At 69.4% G+C, this 21666-nt stretch carries 22 protein-coding genes and 1 riboswitch; of the genes, 18 read left to right on the forward strand and 4 right to left on the reverse strand.

Annotated features, from left to right (window positions below):
- The first annotated feature begins 193 nt into the window (after positions 1-193).
- From E3T34_RS11765 to ligA, 4 genes are all read left to right on the forward strand, one after another.
- Positions 194-526 (forward strand): winged helix-turn-helix domain-containing protein, encoded by a 333-nt coding sequence (locus tag E3T34_RS11765; protein WP_233191536.1) that lies wholly within the window; start codon positions 194-196, stop codon positions 524-526.
- The gene (locus tag E3T34_RS11770) at positions 526-765 is read left to right on the forward strand and encodes a hypothetical protein (protein WP_104103220.1); all 240 of its coding nucleotides are present in this window, start codon (positions 526-528) and stop codon (positions 763-765) included. The genes E3T34_RS11765 and E3T34_RS11770 overlap by 1 nt, the downstream gene beginning before the upstream one ends.
- 155 nt (positions 766-920) lie before the next feature.
- Positions 921-2090 carry a tRNA 2-thiouridine(34) synthase MnmA gene (mnmA, locus tag E3T34_RS11775; protein ID WP_174843139.1) on the forward strand — a complete coding sequence of 390 codons (1170 nt, stop codon included), beginning with the start codon at positions 921-923 and terminating at the stop codon, positions 2088-2090.
- A complete protein-coding gene (gene ligA, locus E3T34_RS11780; RefSeq protein WP_134343096.1) occupies positions 2083-4368 on the forward strand; it encodes an NAD-dependent DNA ligase LigA in 2286 nt (761 codons plus the stop codon). The genes mnmA and ligA overlap by 8 nt, the downstream gene beginning before the upstream one ends.
- Before the next feature lies 1 nt (position 4369).
- On the opposite strand, the gene E3T34_RS11785 is transcribed toward ligA, so the two are convergent.
- Positions 4370-5164, reverse strand: coding sequence for an alpha/beta fold hydrolase (locus tag E3T34_RS11785; RefSeq protein WP_134343097.1), 795 nt, complete (start codon positions 5162-5164; stop codon positions 4370-4372).
- Positions 5161-5706 (reverse strand): PadR family transcriptional regulator, encoded by a 546-nt coding sequence (locus tag E3T34_RS11790; protein ID WP_134343098.1) that lies wholly within the window; start codon positions 5704-5706, stop codon positions 5161-5163. Before E3T34_RS11790 ends, E3T34_RS11785 begins: the two co-directional genes overlap by 4 nt.
- A 298-nt stretch (positions 5707-6004) precedes the next feature.
- Between E3T34_RS11790 and E3T34_RS11795 the strand changes: the two genes are divergently transcribed.
- From E3T34_RS11795 to E3T34_RS11830, 8 genes are all read left to right on the forward strand, one after another.
- Positions 6005-7333 (forward strand): alpha/beta hydrolase, encoded by a 1329-nt coding sequence (locus E3T34_RS11795; protein ID WP_134343099.1) that lies wholly within the window; start codon positions 6005-6007, stop codon positions 7331-7333.
- Between the two features lie 38 nt (positions 7334-7371).
- Entirely contained in the window at positions 7372-7668 is a 297-nt protein-coding gene (gene gatC / locus E3T34_RS11800; RefSeq protein WP_174720178.1) for an Asp-tRNA(Asn)/Glu-tRNA(Gln) amidotransferase subunit GatC, read from the forward strand.
- Between the two features lie 3 nt (positions 7669-7671).
- A complete protein-coding gene (gene gatA, locus E3T34_RS11805; RefSeq protein ID WP_104103234.1) occupies positions 7672-9246 on the forward strand; it encodes an Asp-tRNA(Asn)/Glu-tRNA(Gln) amidotransferase subunit GatA in 1575 nt (524 codons plus the stop codon).
- Positions 9246-10751, forward strand: coding sequence for an Asp-tRNA(Asn)/Glu-tRNA(Gln) amidotransferase subunit GatB (gene gatB / locus E3T34_RS11810; protein WP_134343100.1), 1506 nt, complete (start codon positions 9246-9248; stop codon positions 10749-10751). The genes gatA and gatB overlap by 1 nt, the downstream gene beginning before the upstream one ends.
- Positions 10751-11065 (forward strand): hypothetical protein, encoded by a 315-nt coding sequence (locus tag E3T34_RS11815; RefSeq protein WP_134343101.1) that lies wholly within the window; start codon positions 10751-10753, stop codon positions 11063-11065. Before gatB ends, E3T34_RS11815 begins: the two co-directional genes overlap by 1 nt.
- Positions 11066-11151: 86 nt before the next feature.
- Positions 11152-12168, forward strand: a complete 1017-nt coding sequence (locus tag E3T34_RS11820; RefSeq protein WP_369828004.1) for a VIT1/CCC1 transporter family protein — start codon at positions 11152-11154, stop codon at positions 12166-12168.
- Positions 12169-12702: 534 nt separating this feature from the next.
- The gene (locus E3T34_RS11825) at positions 12703-12867 is read left to right on the forward strand and encodes a hypothetical protein (RefSeq protein WP_198411617.1); all 165 of its coding nucleotides are present in this window, start codon (positions 12703-12705) and stop codon (positions 12865-12867) included.
- 328 nt (positions 12868-13195) lie between these two features.
- A complete protein-coding gene (locus E3T34_RS11830; protein WP_174722142.1) occupies positions 13196-13381 on the forward strand; it encodes a hypothetical protein in 186 nt (61 codons plus the stop codon).
- 29 nt (positions 13382-13410) lie between these two features.
- Here E3T34_RS11830 and E3T34_RS11835 read toward each other — a convergent pair whose 3' ends face one another.
- Positions 13411-13974 (reverse strand): TIGR03086 family metal-binding protein, encoded by a 564-nt coding sequence (locus E3T34_RS11835; protein ID WP_134343103.1) that lies wholly within the window; start codon positions 13972-13974, stop codon positions 13411-13413.
- A gap of 197 nt (positions 13975-14171) precedes the next feature.
- On the opposite strand from E3T34_RS11835, the gene E3T34_RS11840 reads away from it, so the two are divergent.
- Together E3T34_RS11840 and E3T34_RS11845 are read left to right on the forward strand one after the other, a co-directional pair.
- Complete coding sequence (locus E3T34_RS11840; RefSeq protein WP_134343104.1) at positions 14172-15392, forward strand: DNA polymerase IV; 1221 nt, start codon at positions 14172-14174, stop codon at positions 15390-15392.
- 54 nt (positions 15393-15446) lie between these two features.
- Entirely contained in the window at positions 15447-15779 is a 333-nt protein-coding gene (locus E3T34_RS11845; protein WP_134343105.1) for a hypothetical protein, read from the forward strand.
- Between the two features lie 438 nt (positions 15780-16217).
- Here the strand turns inward: E3T34_RS11845 and nhaA are convergent, their stop codons facing one another.
- Complete coding sequence (nhaA, locus tag E3T34_RS11850; RefSeq protein WP_104103249.1) at positions 16218-17591, reverse strand: Na+/H+ antiporter NhaA; 1374 nt, start codon at positions 17589-17591, stop codon at positions 16218-16220.
- A 360-nt stretch (positions 17592-17951) separates the two neighbouring features.
- Positions 17952-18059: riboswitch (TPP riboswitch) on the forward strand.
- A gap of 39 nt (positions 18060-18098) precedes the next feature.
- Between nhaA and E3T34_RS11855 the strand changes: the two genes are divergently transcribed.
- Genes E3T34_RS11855 through E3T34_RS11870 form a run of 4 tightly spaced genes read left to right on the forward strand, consistent with a single transcriptional unit; the run spans position 18099 to position 21654 of the window.
- On the forward strand, positions 18099-18731 hold the full coding sequence (locus E3T34_RS11855) for an ECF transporter S component (protein WP_104103251.1): 633 nt from the start codon (positions 18099-18101) through the stop codon (positions 18729-18731).
- Between the two features lie 10 nt (positions 18732-18741).
- Positions 18742-20265 carry an ABC transporter ATP-binding protein gene (locus tag E3T34_RS11860; protein ID WP_134343106.1) on the forward strand — a complete coding sequence of 508 codons (1524 nt, stop codon included), beginning with the start codon at positions 18742-18744 and terminating at the stop codon, positions 20263-20265.
- Complete coding sequence (locus E3T34_RS11865) at positions 20262-21044, forward strand: energy-coupling factor transporter transmembrane protein EcfT (protein ID WP_134343107.1); 783 nt, start codon at positions 20262-20264, stop codon at positions 21042-21044. Before E3T34_RS11860 ends, E3T34_RS11865 begins: the two co-directional genes overlap by 4 nt.
- A complete protein-coding gene (locus E3T34_RS11870) occupies positions 21031-21654 on the forward strand; it encodes an ATP-binding protein (protein WP_233191538.1) in 624 nt (207 codons plus the stop codon). The genes E3T34_RS11865 and E3T34_RS11870 overlap by 14 nt, the downstream gene beginning before the upstream one ends.
- The last annotated feature ends 12 nt before the right edge of the window (positions 21655-21666 follow it).

Here is a 21666-nt window from a genome sequence, read left to right on the forward strand (position 1 = left end):
GCTCTCCCGGCCGCCCACGTCCGGGCGGCCCGGGCCGGCCTGGCCGACCGGATGCCGGGCCGCTGAGCCGCGCCGCGGCATCCGTGCTCTGCTGCACGTCGTCGCTCCTCACCCGCGGCGCAGCTGCCGCGCGGCTGACGTGGCGGTGCTGGACGGCTTGGGCCTACACGTGTAAGGTATTTATTGCAGGTAGATGGATGTCGAGGGGAGCGTGGGCACGATGACGCTCGACGAGGAGATCGCCCGGCTGTCCGCCCTCGCCAACCCGCACCGGTTCCGCATCATCGCCCTGCTGGCGGAGGAGTCCCTCCATGTGAGTGAGCTCGCCCGCCGGCTGGGGATGTCCCGGGCCCTGCTGTACATGCACCTGCAACGACTCGAATCGGCCGGTTACGTGACCGGGCACCTCGAACTCTCCGACGACGGCAAGGCCCTGAAATTTTTCGAGGTCGTTTCGTTCGAGGTCACCACCAACGTCGCACGCATCGTTGCGGCGGTCGCAGCCGACACAGAAAGCACACATTGATGGACAACATTCCCTGGTTCGCCTGGATCGCCATTGTCGGCATTATCGCCGGCGTCACATCGAGCATCGTGGCGGCCGTGCTGCGGTCGCGCGAGAAGCAGGCGGAGTTCGCCGAAGCGGCGGACCTGCGCGGCCTCGTCGAGCAGAGCACCGCGAGCAACCAGGCCGTGCTCGACCGGCTCGCCCTGCTGGAGCTTCGCCTCGCCTCGATTGAGCGAACCCTGACCGATATCCCCTGACACTGGCCCTGGCCCTGGCTGGTGCCGCGGGCGTCTGTCGTCGCTCGTCCCGGCCCATCGTTTCGTTGCGCGGGAGCTGCGCGAGGGCTGCGCGAGGGCTGCGCGGGGGCTGCGCGAGGGCTGCGCGGGGGCGCTCACCCGATTACACTCGTCAAGTGAAGGTTTTGGCAGCAATGAGCGGTGGGGTGGACTCCGCCGTCGCCGCAGCCCGCATGGTCGAGGCGGGACACGAGGTGGTCGGGGTGCACCTGGCCCTCAGCCGGATGCCCGGAACCCTGCGCACCGGCAGCCGCGGCTGCTGCACGGTCGAGGACTCGATGGATGCCCAGCGGGCGGCCAACATCATCGGCATCCCGTACTACGTCTGGGACTTCTCCGAGCGGTTCAAGCTCGACGTGGTCGACGACTTCATCGCCGAATACGCCGCTGGCCGCACCCCGAACCCCTGCATGCGCTGCAACGAGCGCATCAAGTTCGCCGCCCTGCTCGAAAAGGCCCTCGACCTGGGCTTCGATGCCGTCGCCACCGGTCACTACGCCACGATCGTGACGGATGCCGACGGCAACCGCGAGCTGCACCGCGCCAGCGCCTGGGCCAAGGACCAGTCCTATGTGCTCGGCGTGCTCACCCAGGACCAACTGGCGCACTCGATGTTCCCGCTCGGCGCGACGCCGTCCAAGGCCGAGGTGCGAGCGGAGGCCGCGGCGCGCGGTTTCTCGGTGGCGAACAAGCCCGACTCCTACGACATCTGCTTCATCCCCGACGGCGACACCCGAGGCTGGCTGGCCGAGCGCGTGCCGCCGGCGACCGGGGACATCCTCGACCGGGACGGCAACACCCTCGCCACGCACGACGGGGCGGCCGCGTTCACCGTCGGGCAGCGCAAGGGGCTGCAGATCGGCACCCCGGCCGCCGACGGCAAGCCCCGGTTCGTGCTCGAGGTGCGCCCGATCTCCAACACCGTCATCGTCGGGCCGAAAGAGGCGCTCGCGATCAAGAAGATCGCCGGCACGAAGTTCACCTGGTGCGGCGTGGCCCCCGCGCACCCGGAGATCGCCTTCGACTGCGACGTGCAGATCCGCGCCCACGCCGACCCGGTTCCCGCCGTGGCCCAGGTCGTTCCGCTCAAGGCCGGCTCGTCCGCCGAGACCAGCGCGAGCCGCGGGAGCGGCGCCACCACCGAGCTCGTGATCATCCCGGCCGAGCCGCTCACCGGCGTCGCGCCCGGGCAGACCGCCGTCGTCTACCTCGGCACCCGCGTGCTCGGGCAGTGCACCATCGATCGCACGGTTAGTGCCGTCAGTGCGGTCGCCGTCGATGCATAGCCCGGCGCCCGACCCGGCGGCAGACGCGCCCCTGCACGTCGCCGCGGCCGAGGTCTCCGACCTGACCCAGCGCATCCTGGGAGCCCGGGACGCGTACTACGACCGCAACGAGGCCGTCATCACCGACGCGGAGTACGACGCGTTGGTGCACCGCCTCGCCGAGCTCGAGCGGGAATTCCCCGAGCTGGCCAGTCAGGACAGCCCCACCCAGACCGTGGGCGGCCGCGCCGAGACCAGCCTGTTCGATCCGGTGCAGCATGCCGAACGCATGCTCAGCCTCGACAACGTCTTCTCGCTCGACGAATTCGGCCTCTGGGCCGCGAAGGTCGAACGGGACGCCGGGCGACCCGTGCACTACCTCTGCGAGCTCAAAATCGACGGACTCGCGATCAACCTGCGCTACGAGCAGGGGGTGCTGGTCAGCGCCGCCACCCGCGGCGACGGGGTGGTCGGCGAGGACGTCAGTGAGAACGTCGCCTTGGTGCCCGGCATTCCGAGAAAACTGCGGGGCACCGGGCATCCGCCCCTGATGGAAGTGCGCGGTGAGGTGTTCTTCCCGGTCGCCGAATTCCTCGAGCTCAACGCGCAGCAGGTCGCCGCCGGCGAACGCGTCTTCGCGAATCCGCGCAACGCGGCGGCCGGCTCCCTGCGCCAGAAGGCCGAGGGTAAGGCCGCGGAACCGCTGCGCCTGATGCGGGCCAGGCTCGGCCGGCTCCGGATGCTGGTGCACGGCATCGGCGCGTGGTCCACCCCGCCGGTCGCGTCCCAATCCGGGGTCTACGAGCTGTTGCAGGGCTGGGGTCTGCCTACCAGCAGCTACTACCGGGTGGAACCCTCCGCGGCTCTCGCGGCGGACTTCATCGCGTACTACGGCGAGCACCGCGCCAGCGTCGACCACGAGATCGACGGCATCGTGATCAAGGTCGACGAGCTGGCCCTGCACGCCGAACTCGGTGCCACCAGCCGGGCGCCGCGCTGGGCGATCGCCTACAAGTACCCGCCCGAGCAGGTCAACACCAGGCTGCTCGACATCGTCGTCAGCGTCGGCCGGACCGGCCGGGCCACGCCGTTCGCCGTCATGAAGAAGGTGCGGGTCGCCGGTTCCGAGGTGCGCCAGGCCACCCTGCACAACCAGGACGTGGTCCAAGCCAAGGGCATCCTGATCGGCGACATCGTCGTGCTGCGCAAGGCCGGCGACGTCATCCCCGAGGTGCTCGGCCCGGTGGTCGAGCTGCGCGACGGCACCGAGCGAGCCTTCGTCATGCCGGTGAACTGCCCGGAGTGCGGCACGCCGCTCGCCCCGGCCAAGGAGGGCGACATCGACCTCCGCTGCCCGAACGCGCGCAGCTGCCCGGCTCAGGTGCGCGGCCGGGTCGAGCACATCGGCTCCCGCGGCGCCCTCGACATCGAGGTGCTCGGCGAGGTGGCCGCCGCCGCTCTCACCCAGCCCACCCGTCCGGTGGAGCCGCCCCTGCCCACCGAGGCCGGCCTGTTCGACCTCACCCTCGACGACCTGCTGCCGATCGAGGTCATCGTGCGGGACGCCGAGACCGGGCTGGCCAAGGAAGAGGATGACGGCTCCGTGCGGCTGCGCACGCCGTTCCGGCGCAACCCCACGGCCGCCGAGAAGAAGAAGGGCGTCGAGGGACCGCAGCCGTCGTCGAGTGCGCAGAAGCTCCTGCGCGAGATCGAGCTGGCGAAGACCAAGCCGCTGTGGCGGCTTCTGGTGGCCCTCAACATCCGTCACGTCGGGCCGGTGGCGGCGCGCGCCCTGGCCGGCCACTTCGGTTCTCTCGAGCTGATCCGGGCCGCGTCCCGCGAGGAGCTCGCCAAGGTCGACGGGGTGGGCGGCATCATCGCCGACGCCATCATCGCGTGGTTCGAGGTGGACTGGCACCAGGGCATCGTGGAGCAGTGGACGGTGGCCGGCGTTCAGTTCCGCATATCGGAACACCCCGGTCCGGGAGCCGCTGCGGCGGCCGGGGGAGTGCTGGCCGGGCTCACGGTGGTGGCCACCGGCTCGATCGAGGGCTACACCCGGGAAGAGGCGCAGGAGGCGATCATTTCCGCCGGGGGCAAATCCGCCGGGAGCGTGTCGAAGAATACCGACTTCGTGGCCGCCGGTCCGGGCGCGGGGTCGAAGCTGGCCAAGGCGGAGGCGCTCGGCCTGCGGATCCTCGACGCCGCAGAATTCCACCTGCTGGTCACGAGCGGCCCGGAGTCCCTGGCCGAGACGACGGCCGACGCCGACGCCGACGCCGACGCTGACCCGGTTTGATTCAACGGCTCTCCTCGCCCGGCACCTCTGACGCGTCGACCCAACCGAGCACCATCCGGGTGAACAGGTCCACATCCTCGATGCTCCAGACATGGTGCATGCCGGGTGCGGTCCAGGCGCGAGTCTGCGGCAAATGGGCGAGCAGCGCGGGAAAGCTGTCCCGGACGAGGCGGGACTCCCGTTCGCCCGCCACCGCCAGCAGGGGGCCGCGGTAGTCCTGCAGCCTCTCCGGGACGCCGCCGCGGTTCACCTCGGCGAAGACGCGCCGGGCGTTGTCGGTTCGGAGGCTCAGACCGTGTTCCACGAACAGGTCGACCGCGTCGGCGGGCAAGCCGAAAGCCTTCGCCTGGGCCCGCCAGTACCAGGGGCGGTCCCAGAGCCGCAGTTGCATCGTGCTCAGGAACCGGGCCGTGCCGTGCACCCCGGTGAGCGGCACGCCGGACACCAGGCACGAGTGCAGCAGTCCCGGGTGCCGGGCCATGACGTGCGTGGCCACGAGGCCGCCCAGGGACAGCCCCACCAGATGGGCCCGGCCGCCGCGCGCGTGAGCGGCGATGATGCCGGCCACATCGTCGGCGGTCTGACCGAGGGAAAGCCAGTCCTCTCCGGCCCGGGCGCCGAAACCGGGCAGGTCGGGGGTGAGCAGATGCCGGTCGGGCATTCCCTCCACCTGCGGTCTCCAGGACCACGACGCGACGCTGCCGCCGTGCAGGAACATGATCGTGTCGGTCCCCGTGGTGTCAACGCCGTGCTGCAGGGGATAGCGGAATTTCAGGCGCTGGCGGGGACGGCTCATCCGAGGGCCTCCTTCGTCTCGACCAGCCACGCGAGTTCCGCCTCGGCGTGGAGGATTCCGTTCCGCAGCGTTGCGAAGCGCAGCCTGCGTCCGAGGTCGTCCGGGGCACGATCGTCGGGCTCGCGGTGGGCCTGCTCCTGCTCGGCGACGGAACGCAGTGCGGCCAGCATCGCGGTGGCCTGGCCGCGCCGCGCCCGCATCAGTGCCCGGGTAGCCGGCACCCCCAGGGTGCCGACGAAGAACAGCCGCATCAGGAACGCGTCGTGCGAGGTTTCGGGTTCCAGCGGCGCCCGCAGCCAGTCGCCCAGGGCCGTCCGGCCGGCCGAGGTGATGTGGTGCTCGCGCCGGTCGGGGCGTCCCTCCTGCGGAATGACCTCGACGTCGGCGAGACCGTCGGAGACCAGTGCCGCCAGCGTGCGGTAGATCTGGGATTGGTCGGCGGACCAGAAATGGGCGACGGATGCCTCGATGCTCTTTTTGAGGTCGTATCCCGTCATCGGTGCGAGGTCCAGGATCCCGAGGAGGGCGATTTTCAACGACATGTTTATATTGGATCACACCTATATAGGTTTATGCAAGTATCAACTTTGGCGCGATTGACCCTCGATCGGGGGTCTCCCAGACCCACTGTGGGGGCACGGCCGCACCATCCGTTTCAGTAGTCTGGAGACGCAATGCTTGTCTGTTAGGGGCCGGGTTGTTTTGCTACTCGGTGTTCGTGAGGGGACGTGCCCAGGTTTGCTGTTAGAAGCGGCGGTTCTAACGCTCTCCCTGGCTCTCAATGGAGTCAGTGAGACCTCTGGCGCGCACGCTCTCAGCACCACAGTCCAGGGCCAGCCGGTGCCGAACCGGGGCGCCGAACCCGCCGCGGCGGAACCGTTGTGGCTGAACCTGTCGGCGCGCACCGGCACCTCGGTCGCGGGGCCCGGCGCCGGCGACCCGCGGGTGTCCGCGCAGCCGATCGCATCCGTGCCGAAGTCCGCCACGGTCGCCACGGTCGAATCCGTGCGGGGACTGACCGGAGCCAACCTGCTGGCCGGGCTGTCCACTCTCTCCGTGGCCGACATGGCCGCGTTCGTGGAGCAGTCCCCCGGCCAGGTCGACGCCCTGTTGACGGCGCCGCCCGCAGCCTCCGCGGTGGCCGGCCTCTGGACGGAACTCGGCGCCTCCGAGCGGTCGTCGCTGCTGGCTGCCGCACCCAAGCTTGTGGGCAACCTGGAGGGTGTCCCCTTCCGGGAGCGGGGCAGGGCCAACGCTCGCTACCTCACGCAGAGCCTGGCCGACGTCACCCAGCGGCTGGCCGACGCGACCGACGACAGCGAGCGCACGCTGCTCAACCGAGAACTCGCCGTCCTGACCCAGGTCAAGGCGGCACTGAGCACCCCCGACGGCGCCCCGCGCCGTTCCTTGATCCTCCTCGACCCCGCAGGCGGCGGGCGTGCCGCGATCGCCCTCGGCAACCCGGACACCGCCGCATTCGTCACCTATCTGGTACCCGGCATGAACTACACCGTCGAGCAGCAGATCGTCAACTGGGCCGACACCGCAGACGCCGTGTACACGGAACAGATCGCGGTGCTGCGCGGGGGGGCGCCGTCCGGGCACGCCCTGACCGGCGGCATCCGCGCCGCCGGCGTCGCCACGATCGCCTGGATCGGCTACGAGGCCCCCACGGTGTTCACCGTGGGCGGGACGGGCCTCGCGGAGGTCGGCGCCGACTTCCTGGAGCAGTCGGCTCTGGGCATCGCGGCCGACCGAGGCACGCGTCGGCCCTTCGTTTCGGTGCTCGCGCACTCGTACGGGTCGACCGTGGCGCTCACGGCGCTGGCCCGCGGCACGTTCGGGGTGGACGCCCTGGTGCTGGTGGGGTCCCCGGGCAGCCAGGTGCAGTCCGTCGATAGCCTGAGCGTCGCGCCGGGCAGTGTCTATGTGGGCAGCGCCGACTGGGACCCGACCGTGAACAGCGCTTTCTTCGGCAGCGATCCCGGTGCGGAGTCGTACGGCGCGAACACCCTCGGCGTGTCCGGCGGGAACGATCAGATCACCGGCTCCTGGCTGAACGGATCGGTCGGCCACAACGCCTACTTCGACGCTGGAAGCGAGTCCCTGCACAACATGGCGTTGATCGGAACCGGCAACGCGGATCTTGTCACCGACGGCTCCGAATAGAATTGGGGAATCCACCCTCGACGATCGTACGGAGCAACATGTCTGAAATCACGGCCGAGCAGGTTGCCCATTTGGCCAACCTTGCCCGGATCGACCTCAGCTCGGAGGAGATCGCCCGCCTCACGACTGAACTCGGTCAGATCGTTGACTCGGTCGCGAAGGTAGCCGAAGTGGCCAAGCCGGATGTGCCGGCGACGAGCCACCCGATGCCGCTGACCAATGTCTTCCGCGCCGACACGGTGGTCCCCTCGCTCACGGTCAAACAGGCGCTCTCCGGGGCTCCCGACCGGGACGGCGACAAGTTCCGCGTGCCCGCAATCCTGGACGAGGAGTAATCCATGACCAACGTGATCAAGCTGTCCGCCGCCGACCTCTCGGGTCTGCTTGTCGAACGGTCCATCAGCTCCGTCGAGGTGACCCAGGCTCACCTGGACCAGATCGCGGCCGTCGACACCGGTGTGCACGCGTTCCTCCACGTGGCCGGTGAGGCCGCGCTCGCCGCCGCAGCCCGCGTCGACGCCCGGCGTGCCGCCGGCGAGGTGCTCGGGCCGCTCGCCGGGGTTCCGATCGCCATCAAGGACGTGCTCGCCACCATCGACATGCCCTCGACCGCCGGTTCCAAGATCCTCGAGGGCTGGATCCCCCCGTACGACGCCACCGTGGTCAGGCGCGTGCGCGACGCCGGGCTGATTTTGCTCGGCAAGACCAACATGGACGAGTTCGCGATGGGCTCGTCGACCGAATTCTCCGCCTACGGCCCGACGCACAACCCGTGGGACTACGACCGGATCCCCGGCGGCTCCGGCGGTGGCTCCGCGGCCGCGGTCAGCTCCTTCGAGGCGCCGCTGGCGCTCGGCAGCGACACCGGCGGCTCGATCCGCCAGCCGGCCGCCGTCACCGGCTCGGTCGGCGTCAAGCCCACCTACGGCGGTGTGTCCCGCTACGGCTCGATCGCTCTCGCATCCTCGCTCGATCAGGTCGGCCCGGTGACCCGCACGGTGCTCGACGCCGCCCTGCTGCACGACGTGATCGGCGGGCACGACCCGCTCGACTCGACGTCGCTCACGGACACCTGGCCCTCGATGGCGGCCGCCGCACGCGCCGGCCTCGCCGACGGGGCGCTCACGGGGGTGCGGGTCGGCGTGATCAAGGAGCTGAGCGGCGACGGATTTCAGGCCGGAGTTGCGCAGCGCTTCACCGAGACCCTCACGTTGCTTTCCGCGGCGGGCGCCGAGATCGTCGAGATTTCCGCCCCCAGCTTCGAGTATGCGATCGCTGCCTACTATCTGATCCTCCCGGCGGAAGCGTCGAGCAACCTGGCGCGCTTCGACTCGGTGCGCTTCGGCATCCGGGTCAACCCGGAAGACGGCCCGCTGACCAGCGAACGGGTCATGGCGGCCACGCGCGACGCGGGCTTCGGCCCCGAGGTCAAGCGCCGCATCATTCTCGGCACCTACGCCCTCAGTGCCGGCTACTACGACGCCTACTACGGCAGTGCGCAGAAGGTGCGCACGCTGATCCAGCGCGACTTCGACGCGGCCTTCTCGAAGGTCGACGTGCTGGTGTCGCCGAGTGCGCCGACCACCGCGTTCAAGTTCGGCGAGAAGATGGCCGACCCGATGGCCATGTACCTCAACGACGTCACCACGATCCCGGCCAACCTTGCCGGGGTCCCCGGCATGAGCCTGCCGATGGGACTCGCGCCCGAGGACGGCCTGCCGGTCGGCCTTCAGATCATGGCGCCCGCGAAAATGGATGCTCGTCTCTACAGCTTCGGAGCCGCCGTCGAGGCGCTGCTCGAAGCATCCTGGGGGCACACCCTCCTCAGCCGGGCGCCGGAACTGGCGCGGAGAGAAATGTTCGCCGGCACAGCCACAAGCACAGCGTTCACGAGCACAGAGGGAGCCGTCTGATGAAGAAGGCCGAACTGATGGACTACGACAAGGCCCTGGAGCTGTTCGAGCCGGTGCTCGGCTTTGAGGTGCACGTCGAGCTCAACACCAAAACAAAGATGTTCTGCGGCTGCGCAAACGAATTCGGCCAGGGTGCCAACACCAACACCTGCCCCACCTGCCTGGGTCTGCCCGGAGGGCTGCCGCAGGTGAACGCGAAGGCCATCGAATCGAGCATCCGTTTAGGGCTCGCCCTCGGCTGTGAGATCGCGGAATACTCGCGGTTCGCCCGCAAGAACTACTTCTATCCGGACACCGCGAAGAACTTCCAGACTTCGCAGTACGACGAGCCGATCGCGTTCAACGGTCAGCTCACGATCGAACTCGAAAGCGGACGCCTGGTCACGGTCGACATCGAGCGCGCCCACATGGAGGACGACGCCGGCAAGCTCACCCACGTGGGTGGGGCGACCGGTCGCATCCAGGGTGCCGACTACTCGCTGGTCGACTACAACCGCGGCGGAGTGCCGCTAATCGAGATCGTCACCCAGATGATCGAGGGCGGTGAGGCGGACTCACCCGAGATCGGCCGCACCTACGTTGCCGCCATCCGCGAGATCGTGAAAGCGCTCGGCGTCTCCAACGCCCGGATGGAAGAGGGCAACGTGCGTTGCGACGCGAACGTGTCCCTGCGCCCGCGCGGCTCGAATGTGCTCGGTACGCGCACCGAGACCAAGAACGTGAACTCGCTGCGTTCGGTCGAGCGGGCCGTGCGGTACGAGATCCAGCGTCAGGCGGCCCTGCTGCACGCCGGTGGAACCATCACTCAGGAGACCCGGCACTGGCATGAGGACACCGGCATCACTTCGGCCGGCCGGCCCAAGTCCGACGCCGACGACTACCGGTACTTCCCGGAGCCCGACCTCGTTCCCGTGGCCCCGTCGCGGGAATGGGTGGAAGAACTCCGCGCCACCCTGCCGGAGCCTCCGGCCGCCCGCCGCAAGCGGCTTCAGGCCGAATGGGGCTTCGCCAACCTCGAATTTCAGGATGTCGTCAACTCCGACCTCCTCGACGTCGTCGAGGCAACCATCGCAGCCGGCGCCGCAGCCCAGGCCGCCCGCAAGTGGTGGACCGGCGAGGTTGCCCGCCTTGCGAACGCCTCCGGTGTGTCCGCCGACTCGCTTGTGCAGCCGGCGCAGGTCGCCGCACTGATCGAACTCGTCGTGGCCGGAACGCTCACCGACCGCCTGGCCCGGCAGGTGCTCGAGGGCGTCATCGGCGGCGAGGGCACTCCGCTCGAGGTCGTCGAGTCCCGCGGTCTCGCGGTCGTCTCGGACGATGGCGCGCTGATCGCGGCGATCGATGAGGCTCTGGCCGCCCAGCCCGATGTTCTGGCCAAGATCCGCGACGGCAAGGTTCAGGCGGCCGGAGCCGTGATCGGCGCCGTTATGAAGGCCATGCGCGGACAAGCGGATGCCGCGCGCGTGCGCGAGCTCGTGCTCGAGCGTGCCGGAGCGGCCGAGTAATGGGCCTCGGGAACACGCGCCAACCTGCCGCCGACGGGTACCCCGGTTCCCAGCCGGGTGCCCTCGGTGTGGGAGCGCAGGTCGTGGTGCGCTTGGACCGTGGTCGGTATCCGGACGCCGACGCCGAAGACCCGAGCGGCGTGATTGTGGCGGCCGGAGAACTCCAGGGCGCGGCCCTGTACGCCCCCGTTTCCGGACGGGAAACCGTATGGATCGTGGAATTCGACGAACCCTTCTACGGTCTCGACGGTTCTGGCCCGCACGGGTCGGCTCGGGTGGCGCAGAGCTCGCTCGAAGCCGCCCCCGAGGCGTAACCGTCGTGGAGCAGAAGCGCCCGGCCACCGCGCGGGACATCCGTCGCTGGCGCCGCTACCTGGCAGACGAACGGGCCGAAGCGACGGTGTACCGCGACCTCGCCGGACGCCGTAGCGGCGAGGAGCGCGAGATCCTGCTGGCTCTGGCCGACGCCGAGGGGCGCCACGAACAGCACTGGCGGCACCTTCTCGGTGACCAGGTCGGAGCCCCACACCGGGGCGCGATCCGCACCCGTTTCCTGGGGTTCCTGGCCCGCAGGTTCGGATCGGTTTTCGTGCTTGCCCTCGCCCAGCGTGCCGAGGCCCGCTCCCCGTATGACGCCGATGCCGACGCCACAGACACCATGGCCGCCGACGAGCGCATCCACGAGGAGGTCGTGCGTGGGCTGGCCGCTCGCGGCCGGCAGCGGCTGGCTGGCACGTTCAGAGCCGCGGTCTTCGGGATCAACGACGGCCTCGTCAGCAACCTGGCCCTGGTGCTGGGCATCGGCGCCACCGGAGTGCCCGCCGCCACGATCCTCTTCACCGGTATCGCCGGTCTTCTCGCCGGGGCACTCTCGATGGGTGCCGGCGAATATGTCTCGGTACGGTCCCAGCGTGAGCTGCTCGAAGCCTCAACGCCGAATCCGGCCTCCCGGAACGTGCTGGCCCATCTCGATTTGGCTGCGAACGAACTGACCCTGGTCTATCGCGCGCAGGGGATGCCCCCGGAGAAAGCGGAGATCCATGCACGCGAGGTTCTGCGCACGGTGGCCATCGCGACCGGCCCGGTCGACGTCAAGAAGACCGGCGGCCTGGCTCCGGCGGTCGACGAGCACGAAGCCATCGGCACGGGAATCGGAGCGGCCACGTCGAGCTTCTGCTTCTTCGCCTCCGGGGCGATCCTGCCGGTGCTGCCGTATCTGTTCGGCCTCGACGGGATCACCGCGGTCATCGCGGCAGCCGTGCTCGTGGGGCTCGCCCTGCTGGCCACTGGCGCCATCGTCGGGCTGCTCTCGGGCGGGCCGCCCTGGCGGCGCGCCATCCGTCAGCTCATCATCGGTTTCGGTGCTGCCGGAGTCACCTATCTGCTGGGTCTTCTCTTCGGAACCTCGATCGCCTAACGCTGCTCCCGAGCCGCCGTGCTTGAGGTGGCCGCAATTCCGCTCAGAACGGCGCCGGTTGCTTCGTGTGCGCCTGCCGCACGGCCGGCTCCGATTCGGCCCTTTTTCCGGTGCACGGATGTTCGTGGCCGGTTCGCTGAGGAGGGTGCGCCCGGTCGGTGAGGTCCACTACAGGGTTCTGCCGGGCAGGGGCACGGAGCTCCACCGGGTCTCGGACTGCTCGCTATATATGGGCTTCATGAGGGAGACGTCACGGGTACCCACCGACATTCGATGCCCCAGGTCGGCGACCGTCAGCGCCCTGTGGATAACCCGATCAAACTCATATTGCGGAGGAGGAGTGGTGCTCGCTGCGGGGCCTGCTTCGGGCATCCGTGATGGGGCGCGCCACCCGCATCCGTCCTCACGGTATTACGGAGATTTTTGGGGAAACGCCGGTCTGGGCGGCGTGTTGCGACAATCTCCGAAGTAAGTGACTACGGCCGCGACGGGTGCTCCGGGCTGGGCGGCAACCAGAGCCCCTGCGACTTCACGGTGAGCCCCGACCAGTGCGAGATCTCCCACGCCGGCGACGAGGAGTACGCGGCGCAGATCTGGTACTGGTCCACTCCCATTGAGGACTGCCTCGACGGCCGCACCGATGTGAAGTGCACCGACTACTCCGACTGGACGACCGCCTGGCAGGAGATCAAGGGTTAGCGCGGCATCCCCATCCGGCCGAGCCGAATCGGAGGAATCATGACGGGTGACACGGCGTCGCCGGGGCAACGGATGCCGGTGCCGCCGCACCGGGACACGCTCGCCCGGCGGGGTTCGATCACGCTGAGCCGGCATCCGCGGCTTCGCCTGACGCTGATGCTGTCCACCCCTCTGCTCTGGCTCGGCCTGATCTACATCGTTGCCCTCGTTGCCCTCGCCACCCCGCTGATCACCTCTCTGTGGACGGTCGACAGCTTCACGGGCACCACCACACGGTCCTGGACGCTCGATAACATTATCACCGTGCTCCGGTTCGCTCTACCAGACGGTGACGACCTTCACCGCGGGGGCGGGCATCAAGACCCTGCCGATCTGGATTCTGGACAACCTGTTTCGCCCCAGCCAGGTACCGATCGTCAACGTCATCGCCGTGGTGCTGGTGCTGGTGCTGGTGTCGATCGTTTCGATCTACATCGCCCAACGCATTACCGGCTCGGAAAAGGAGAGCCGCTAGCCCCACGCCTGGCAGGTGCAGCCCGCGGGCTACGGCCGGCGCGGATCCCGGCCGGTCAGGGCGAGCAGCCGCGTCTGCAGGGGCGCGTTCTCGTCGGATGGTATCGGGGAGGCGAAGAGGCCGCTGGCCTCGAGGGTGTCCCGCTGGGGCTCGAACACCGTCCAGACCGCCTCGATCAGGGCCGGGTCGAGGGACTCGTCGGCGGCCGTTGCCCGCGCCAGGTCCCAGGAATGGATCGTGACGTCGGAGACCTGCTCGCGCAGGTAGTCGGATGCCGCTACCGTGTCATACGACAGGGTCACCGGTGCGTCGGCCGGGGTCGTTGCCCAGGCTGCGGCCGCCAGCGCCGAGTAGATGGCCCATTCCTTCGCGAGGTCCGGGCCCAGCGGGGTGAGTGAGCGCCGGGCGTCGAGCACCGAGAGGCCGCGCAGCAGCGCGGGGACCCACTGCTGTTCCAGCACCACGTGGCGCACCAACTCGGTCACGGTCCACTCGGTGTCCGGTGTGGCGGCGGCCCAGTCGGTGATCATGTCGACGCGGGCCCCGAACTCTTCGGCGGCCTGTTTCTGCAGCGCAAGCCAGTCATGCTTCATGGGACTCCCTCGGTAGAACGGGTGGAACGGATGCCCCTGCAACGCTACAACCGGCATCAGTCACCGTGCATTCCGTCACCGTGCATTCCGCCCCGGCGCTGTTTACGTTCTCCCGTCGCGGAATCGGTCGCGGCCTGTCGCCGGTCCGGGTTAGGGTCTCTCCATGAGCAGGCAGGACGCATGAGCAGGCAGGACGCATGAGCAGGCAGGACGGCAGCGATCGCACGGTCTCGACAGGCGCGGTCGACGACAGCACCGCGACCCTGCTCCACATCGACCTGGACGCGTTCTTCGCGTCAGTCGAACTTCTCGATCACCCCGAACTGGTGCACCGCCCGGTGATCGTGGGGCACCGGTCCGGGCGCTCGGTGGTCACGGCGGCGAACTACGTGGCCCGGCGCTACGGCGTCAATTCGGCCATGCCCATGGCGCTCGCCCTGCGGCGCTGCCCGGAGGCGGTGGTGCTCGAACCGCACATGGGGCGGTACAAGGAATACTCCGACCGGGTGATGCGCATCTTCGAAGAGTTCACGCCGCTGGTCGAGCAGCTGGGCATCGACGAGGCCTTCCTCGACGTGGCGGGTGCCCGGCGCCTGCATGGCACCCCGGCCGAGATCGGCGCGAAGATCCGGGCCCGGGTCAAGGCCGAAACCGGGCTCACCTGCTCGGTCGGCGCGGCGAGCACGAAGTTCGTCGCCAAGATGGCGTCGGGCCGGGCGAAACCCGACGGCCTGCTCGTGATCCCCGCCGACGAGACCCTCGCATTCCTGCATCCGTTGCCCGTCGGCACCCTGTGGGGGGTCGGCGCCACGACCGAGCAGGCGCTTCTCGGGCAGGGCCTGCGTCAGATCGGTGACCTCGCCCGCACCCCGCTCGCGGTGTTGCAGAAGTGCGTGGGCGACGCGTCGGGCCGCAAGCTGCACGAGCTTGCCTGGGGGAGGGACCCTCGGGTGGTCACGGTGGAGCACGAGGAGAAAAGTGTCGGCCACGAGGTCACCTTCGAATACGACGTGACGGATGTCGCCCGGCTCCGTAGCGAACTGCTGCGGCAGTCCGTTGCGGTGGCTGCCCGGCTGCGCCGCGCAGGCCTCGTCGGCCGCTGCGTGGTGCTCAAGGTGCGCTACACCGACTTCAGCACCGTCACCCGCTCCCGCACCCTGTCGGAACCGACCAGCGTCGGACGCCGGATCTACGAGGAGGTGGCTGCCAGCTTCGAGGCTTTGGCGGCCTCCGGCATCCGGGTGCGCCTCATCGGCGTGCGCGTTGAGCAGCTCAGCGGTGGCGACGGCACTGGCACCGGTCTCTGGGACCCCGACGACGACTGGCGGGGAGCCGAACGGGCCGTGGACTCGGTCACCGCAAGGTTCGGGCGCGGCACGGTGCGCCCGGCGTCGCTGCTGGATCCGGACACACCCTGATCAGGCCCACTCTGATCAGGCAACCGCAAACCAGACAGGGGGTAGCCTGAATCCATGACTAGCCTTCCAGAGAAGCTCGCAGATATCTCTCGTACCGCCGGCGTCAGGTCGGCCTACGGTGATCCGGTCCAGGTGGACGGCGTCACCCTGATTCCCGTTGCTCTCGTCTACTACGGCTTCGGCGGTGGCGAGGGTGACTCCGCCGCCACCGGCAGCGGGTCCGGCGGCGGGGGCGGCGGGGCATCCCTGCCGATCGGCGCCTACGTCAAATCGGGCACGACGGTGCGCTTCGAGCCCAACGTCATCTCGTTGCTCGCGGTCGGCATCCCGTTCCTCTGGGTGGCCGGCAAGGCGATCTCCCGCGTCGTCCGCGCCCTCAAACGCTAGCAGCGAAGGCTCCCAGCCGCCCGGTCGCCCAGCCACTCCGACTGAGGATGTCGGGCTGCTGACTGCGCTCCGGCGCTATCAGTGCCCGCCGGCCAGCTCGATGAATGAGTCTCCATGGCCGAGGTTGAGGGGGGTTCGCGGATCGCGGGCTCCGTTGCGCTTGTTCCCGATTCCGACGCGCGTTTTCCCGCGGACAGCGACGCGGTGGATGAACGTAGGCTCTAACCGCCGCGTCTTTCGAGTCCGCGGACCTGCGGCACATCCGTCCTGAACGAATTCGACGGAGATTGTGCCCTGAACAGCGCGTTTGGGCTCAAAAACGGGTGTTGATCGATGAATCTCCGTCGAATTGGTTCGGTGCCGGGCACGGCGTTCCGCCCGTGACGACCAGCAGACACTCCGGCTGAGGGAGTTGGGCCTGGGTGCGCTCCGGCCCTGTCAGTGCCCGCCGAACCGCTCGTCGCGAGCCGGATCGGCCCCGAACACGTCTGGGACGCCGTCGTTGTCGGCGTCGAGCGCCTCTTTGGCGGCGATGCGCCCGTAGTGCCGGTTGCGGCTCCGCAGCACCACGGTCGCGAGTAGTGCCGCCAGCAGCGAACCGGTCAGGATAGCCACCTTGGCGTGTTCGTCGTGCGGACTACCCTGCCCGAAAGCCAGCTCGCTGATCAGCAGCGACACCGTGAAGCCGACACCGGCGAGCATGGCGACGCCGATCACATCTACCCAGGCCAGGTCCGGGTCAAGGGCGCCCCGGGTGGTCTTGGTGACCAGCCAGGTGGCGAGCATGATGCCAACCGGCTTGCCCACCACCAGGGCTACGACGATTCCGATCGCGACCGGGTCGGTGAGGGCCGTTGTCAGGCCTGACACGCCGCCGATCGTGACCCCGGCGGAGAAGAACGCGAACACCGGCACGGCGAAACCGGCCGAGAGCGGGCGGATGCGGTGCTCGAGGTTCTGCGCCAGGCCCGGGCCGGCGTCGGGTCCGCCGCCACGTCGGCTGCGCAGCACGGGCACGGCGAAGCCGAGCAGCACTCCGGCCACCGTGGCGTGGATGCCGGAGCCGTGCACGAGAACCCAGGTGGCGAGGCCGAGCGGCAGCAGAACGGCGCCCGCGGCCCACCTGGTGGTGCCGAACAGATAGGAGTGCGTATGCGCCAGAAAGGCGAAGAGGCTCAGCGGCACGATGGCGAGCAGCAGCAGAACAGGCTGGAGGTCGCCGGAATAGAAGAAGGCGATGATGGCGATGGCGAGCAGGTCGTCGACCACGGCCAGGGTCAGCAGGAAGATGCGCAGAGCGCTGGGCAGTTTGGAGCCGATCACGGCGAGCACGGCCACGGCGAAGGCGATGTCGGTGGCGGTGGGGATGGCCCAGCCTCGTAACATTTCCGGCCCCGAGCTGAACACGATCGCGGTGAAGATCACAGCCGGAACGATGACGCCGCCGACGGCCGCGGCGACCGGGACGACCGCGCGGCTGAAGGTGCGCAGATCGCCGGCGACGAACTCACGCTTGAGTTCGAGCCCGGCAATGAAGAAGAAGATCGCCAGGAGTCCGTCGGCGGCCCACGCGCCGAGGCTCAGATTGAGGTGCCACGGCTCGTAGCCGATCTGAAAGTCCCGCACCGCATAGTAGAAATCGGAGGCCCCGGTGTTGGCCAGGGTCAGCGCGAGAACCGTCGCCACCAGCAGGAGAGCGCCGCCCACGGTCTCTTTGCGCAGGATCGTCGAGACGTGCAGGTACTCGGGATAGCTGCTACGGCGAAAGACGTTAAGTTTCGGGGTGGGAGGAAGAGGTGATGGTTTCGGCATGGACGAGCCTCAGTCAATCAGGATTTTGTGGCACACGGACATTGCTGTCGACCAGACTTCCCGACACACCACGACGAGCGTACCGCGTTCGGGCGGTCAACGCCGCCCGCGCCAGCTACACCGCCAGCGTCCCAGCCGCTGGCGGGAGCCCGGCCCTTCCCGCCAGCTGCGGGGGATGTGCCAGGGTCCGCGCACGGGTAGCCCGCGTCGCATCCGTCGTCGCCGCAAAATGAAGTGGCGCAGCAACAGAAGCAACAGCCCGGCGAGGATCAGGGGAACGGTGAACGTCATTCGCGCCCGACAGTGATGCGGGGGCGAGGCGAGGACTCCATCCCGCGAGTCTAGGCCGAGGTCTATACTTGAATGAAACACGGGAGTCCGGTCAACCGGGCTGAGAGGAAGCTTCTGAAGCTTCGACCGTCGAACCTGATCTGGATCATGCCAGCGCAGGGAGGCAAATTTTCTCGTTCCCGTGCCCTGGAACCATCTACGGAAAGGGCACGACCAGTGCACGCTACAACAACTCTTCTCACCTCCACCACGTCCCGCCAGCCGCGTAACTTCCGGTGGCGGGTCGTCGACATCGTCATCGCCAGTGTCATCGGCGTGGCCAGCGGGCTCATCTTCGTCGTCTGGAACCAGGCGTACAACCCGCTCAGCGGCCTGCTCACCCCGCTGCTGCCGGGCCTGCAGGCTCTCCTGGGCGGCGGATGGCTGTTCGCCGGCGTGCTCGGCGGCCTCATCATCCGCAAACCCGGCGCCGCGCTCTACACCGAGCTGCTGGCGGCGGTCGTGTCGACTCTGGTCGGCGGCACCGCCTGGGGAGCCACCATCCTGGTCTCCGGCCTGGTGCAGGGTCTCGGCGCGGAGCTGGTCTTCGCGCTGTTCTTCTACGCCAACTACCGCCTCGTCGTGGCCCTGCTCGCCGGCGCGGGTGCCGGCCTTGCCCTCGCCGTCAACGACCTGTTGCTCTGGTACCCCGGATCGGCCGTTCCCTTCATCACCATCTACACCGCCTCCTCGATCGTCTCCGGCATTGTCGTGGCCGGACTGCTGTCCTGGCTGGCCATGCGTGGCCTCGCCCGCACCGGGGCACTGTCGCGGTTCGCCGCCGGGCGATCGAACCGCACCCAGGTCTAGGGGGACGGCGATGACACCGGCAGCAGCGGCATCCGTCTCGGGAGCGTCCGTCGTGGCCCGCGGCTGGGGATGGCGGCATGCCGGGCGGCGGGGCTGGGCCGTCAACGGCCTCGACCTGAGAATCGAGCCGGGCGAGCGCGTGCTGCTGCTCGGCGCCTCCGGGGCCGGCAAATCCACTCTGCTGCACGCCCTCGCCGGGGTTCTCGGCGGCGACGAGGAGGGCGAGCAGCGCGGTCAGCTGCTTGTAAACGGCGCCGAGCCGACCGCAGCGCGCGGCCAGGTCGGGCTGCTGCTGCAGGACCCTGACTCCCAGGTGATCCTGGCGCGGGTGGGCGACGACGTCGCCTTCGGCTGCGAGAACCTTGGGGTGCCCCGCGAAGAGATCTGGCGCCGGGTGAGCGACGCCCTGGACATGGTCGGCCTGAACCTGCCGCTCAGCCATCCGACGTCGTCGCTGTCGGGTGGACAGAAGCAGCGCCTCGCCCTCGCTGGGGTGCTGGCGATGCGGCCGGGGCTGCTGCTGCTCGACGAACCCACAGCGAATCTCGACCCTGGAGGCGTGCTGGATGTGCGCGATTCCGTTGCCCGCGTGCTCGAGAACTCCGCGGCGACGTTCATCGTGATCGAACATCGGGTCGCCGTCTGGCAGAACCTTGTGAACCGGGTGATCGTGCTCGACGCGGCCGGGGGAGTGCTGGCCGACGGCCATCCCGACGACGTGCTGACCAGGCAGGGGGAACGGCTCGCGGCCGCGGGTGTCTGGGTGCCCGGGCGGGGCAACGGCCTGACTGCATCGCGGCGCGAGACCAGCTCGGCGTCGGCGCCCGGCTCGGTCCCTCTGCTCCGCACGCCCGGCCTCGCGGTCGCGCGCACGCGCGCCGACGTGCTCGCCCGGGACATCGACCTCACGGTGCACGCCGGCACCGCTCTGGCAGTCACCGGACCGAACGGCGCCGGCAAATCGACCCTGATGCTCACCCTCGCCGGCCTGCTGAAACCGGCCGGGGGAGCGGTTCTCGCGAGCCCGGAGTTCGCCGGCGGGGCCGACGAGGAACCGATCCGCTGGAAGTCCCGCCAGCTGCTCACCCGCATCGGCACCGTGTTCCAGAGCCCGGAGCACCAGTTCGTGGCCGCCACCGTGCGGGCCGAACTCGCCGTAGGGCCGCGCGCCCTCAAACGGCCGGAGGCGAACATCAATGCCCGGGTCGACGAGGTGCTGCAGCGCCTGCGCCTGGACCACCTGGCCGAGGCGAACCCGTTCACCCTCTCCGGCGGAGAGAAACGTCGGCTGTCGGTGGGCACCGTGCTGGCCACCCAGCCACGACTGCTCATGCTCGACGAGCCCACCTTCGGCCAGGACCTGCGCACCTGGCGGGAGATCGTGGCCCTGCTCGACGAACTCCTGCGGGAGGGCACCGCGGTGGTCGCCGTCTCGCACGACACCGACTTCGTGGTCGCCCTGGCTGACCGGGAGTACCATCTGGCCGGGCGGGCCGGCCGCAGCGTCACGCCGCGGGCGGCGGTGTCCCGGTGAGCGTGCTGACGCCTGCCCGGGGAACCCAGGCCATCTTCCGGATCAACCCGGTCGCGAAGCTGGCCGCCGCGCTGCTGCTGGCGGGCGTGCTCATCCTCACCATCGACTGGGTCTCCGCAGTCGTCGCCCTCGCCTGCGAGTTCGTGCTCTTCTTCTGGGCCGGGCTGTCCCTGAAGGCCTTCGCGGTGCGCACCCTGCCGGTCTGGATCGCCGCACCCACCGCCGGCGTCACCACCCTGCTCTACGGGCAGGCGGCCGGGGCGGTCTATTGGTCTTTCGGGCTGGTGAACGTGACCGAGGGATCACTCGAGCTGGCCATCGCCACGACCCTGCGCATCCTCGCCATCGGACTGCCGTCGGTCGTGCTCTTCGTGACCGTCGACCCCACCGACCTGGCCGACGGCCTCGGCCAAGTCGTGAAACTGCCGGCCCGCTTCGTGCTTGGCGGTCTGGCCGGGCTGCGCCTGGTCGGCCTGTTCCTCGAGGACTGGCGCGCCCTCGAACTGGCCCGGCGGGCCCGCGGCATCGCGGACCGCGGCGTCCTGCGCCGGCTGCTCAGCCAGGCCTTCGCCCTGCTGGTGCTGTCGATCCGGCGCGGCAGCAAACTCGCGACGGCGATGGAGGCCCGCGGGTTCGGCGCCTCGGTGCGGCGCACCTGGGCCCGCCCCTCCAGCTTCCGGGGGCGCGAGGTGGCCCTGGTCGGCATCGGTCTGGCCGTGGCCCTGCTCTCGGTGAGCGTCTCCGTGGCGACGGGAAGCTGGAACTTTGTCCTCACCTGATCTGCCCACGGCCGCCCTCGAACCGGCCGCCCCCGATCCGGTCGGTGACCGACGGATGCTGCTGGCCCCCGTGCTCCGCGACCTTGCCGCCGCCGGGGTGGCGCCCGTCGTTCTCATCGACGGGCCGAGCGGCGCCGGCAAGAGCACCCTCGCCGACGCGCTCGTCGTCGCCTGGCCGGGACCGCTCCGGCCCACCCTGGTGCGGCTGGACGACATCTACCCCGGCTGGCAGGGGCTGGACGCCGCCGTCACGCACCTGCGCGAACAGGTGCTCGCCCCGAGAAGACTGGGCCGGCCCGCCGCCTGGCGGCGCTATGACTGGGAGCGGCGCGAGTCGGCAGAATGGCACCCGGTCGACCCGGCCCGCCCGCTGATCGTGGAGGGCTGCGGAACCCTGGCGGCCGCCCACGCGCCACTCAGCGACATCCGGGTCTGGCTGGCCGCCGACGACCGCATCCGCAAGCAGCGGGCCCTCGCCCGGGACGGCGAACTGTTCCGGTCGCACTGGGACCAGTGGGAAGCGGGCTGGGACGCTTACCGAGAGCGGGAGGCGCCCGAGCGGCAGGCGACGATCCGGCTGGCCGGGACCCCGGACATCCGTCGCCCGTAAGTCGGTGCCCGG

The organism is Cryobacterium sp. TMT1-62 (assembly GCF_004403145.1).
GTDB classification, from domain to species: Bacteria; Actinomycetota; Actinomycetes; order Actinomycetales; family Microbacteriaceae; genus Cryobacterium; species Cryobacterium sandaracinum.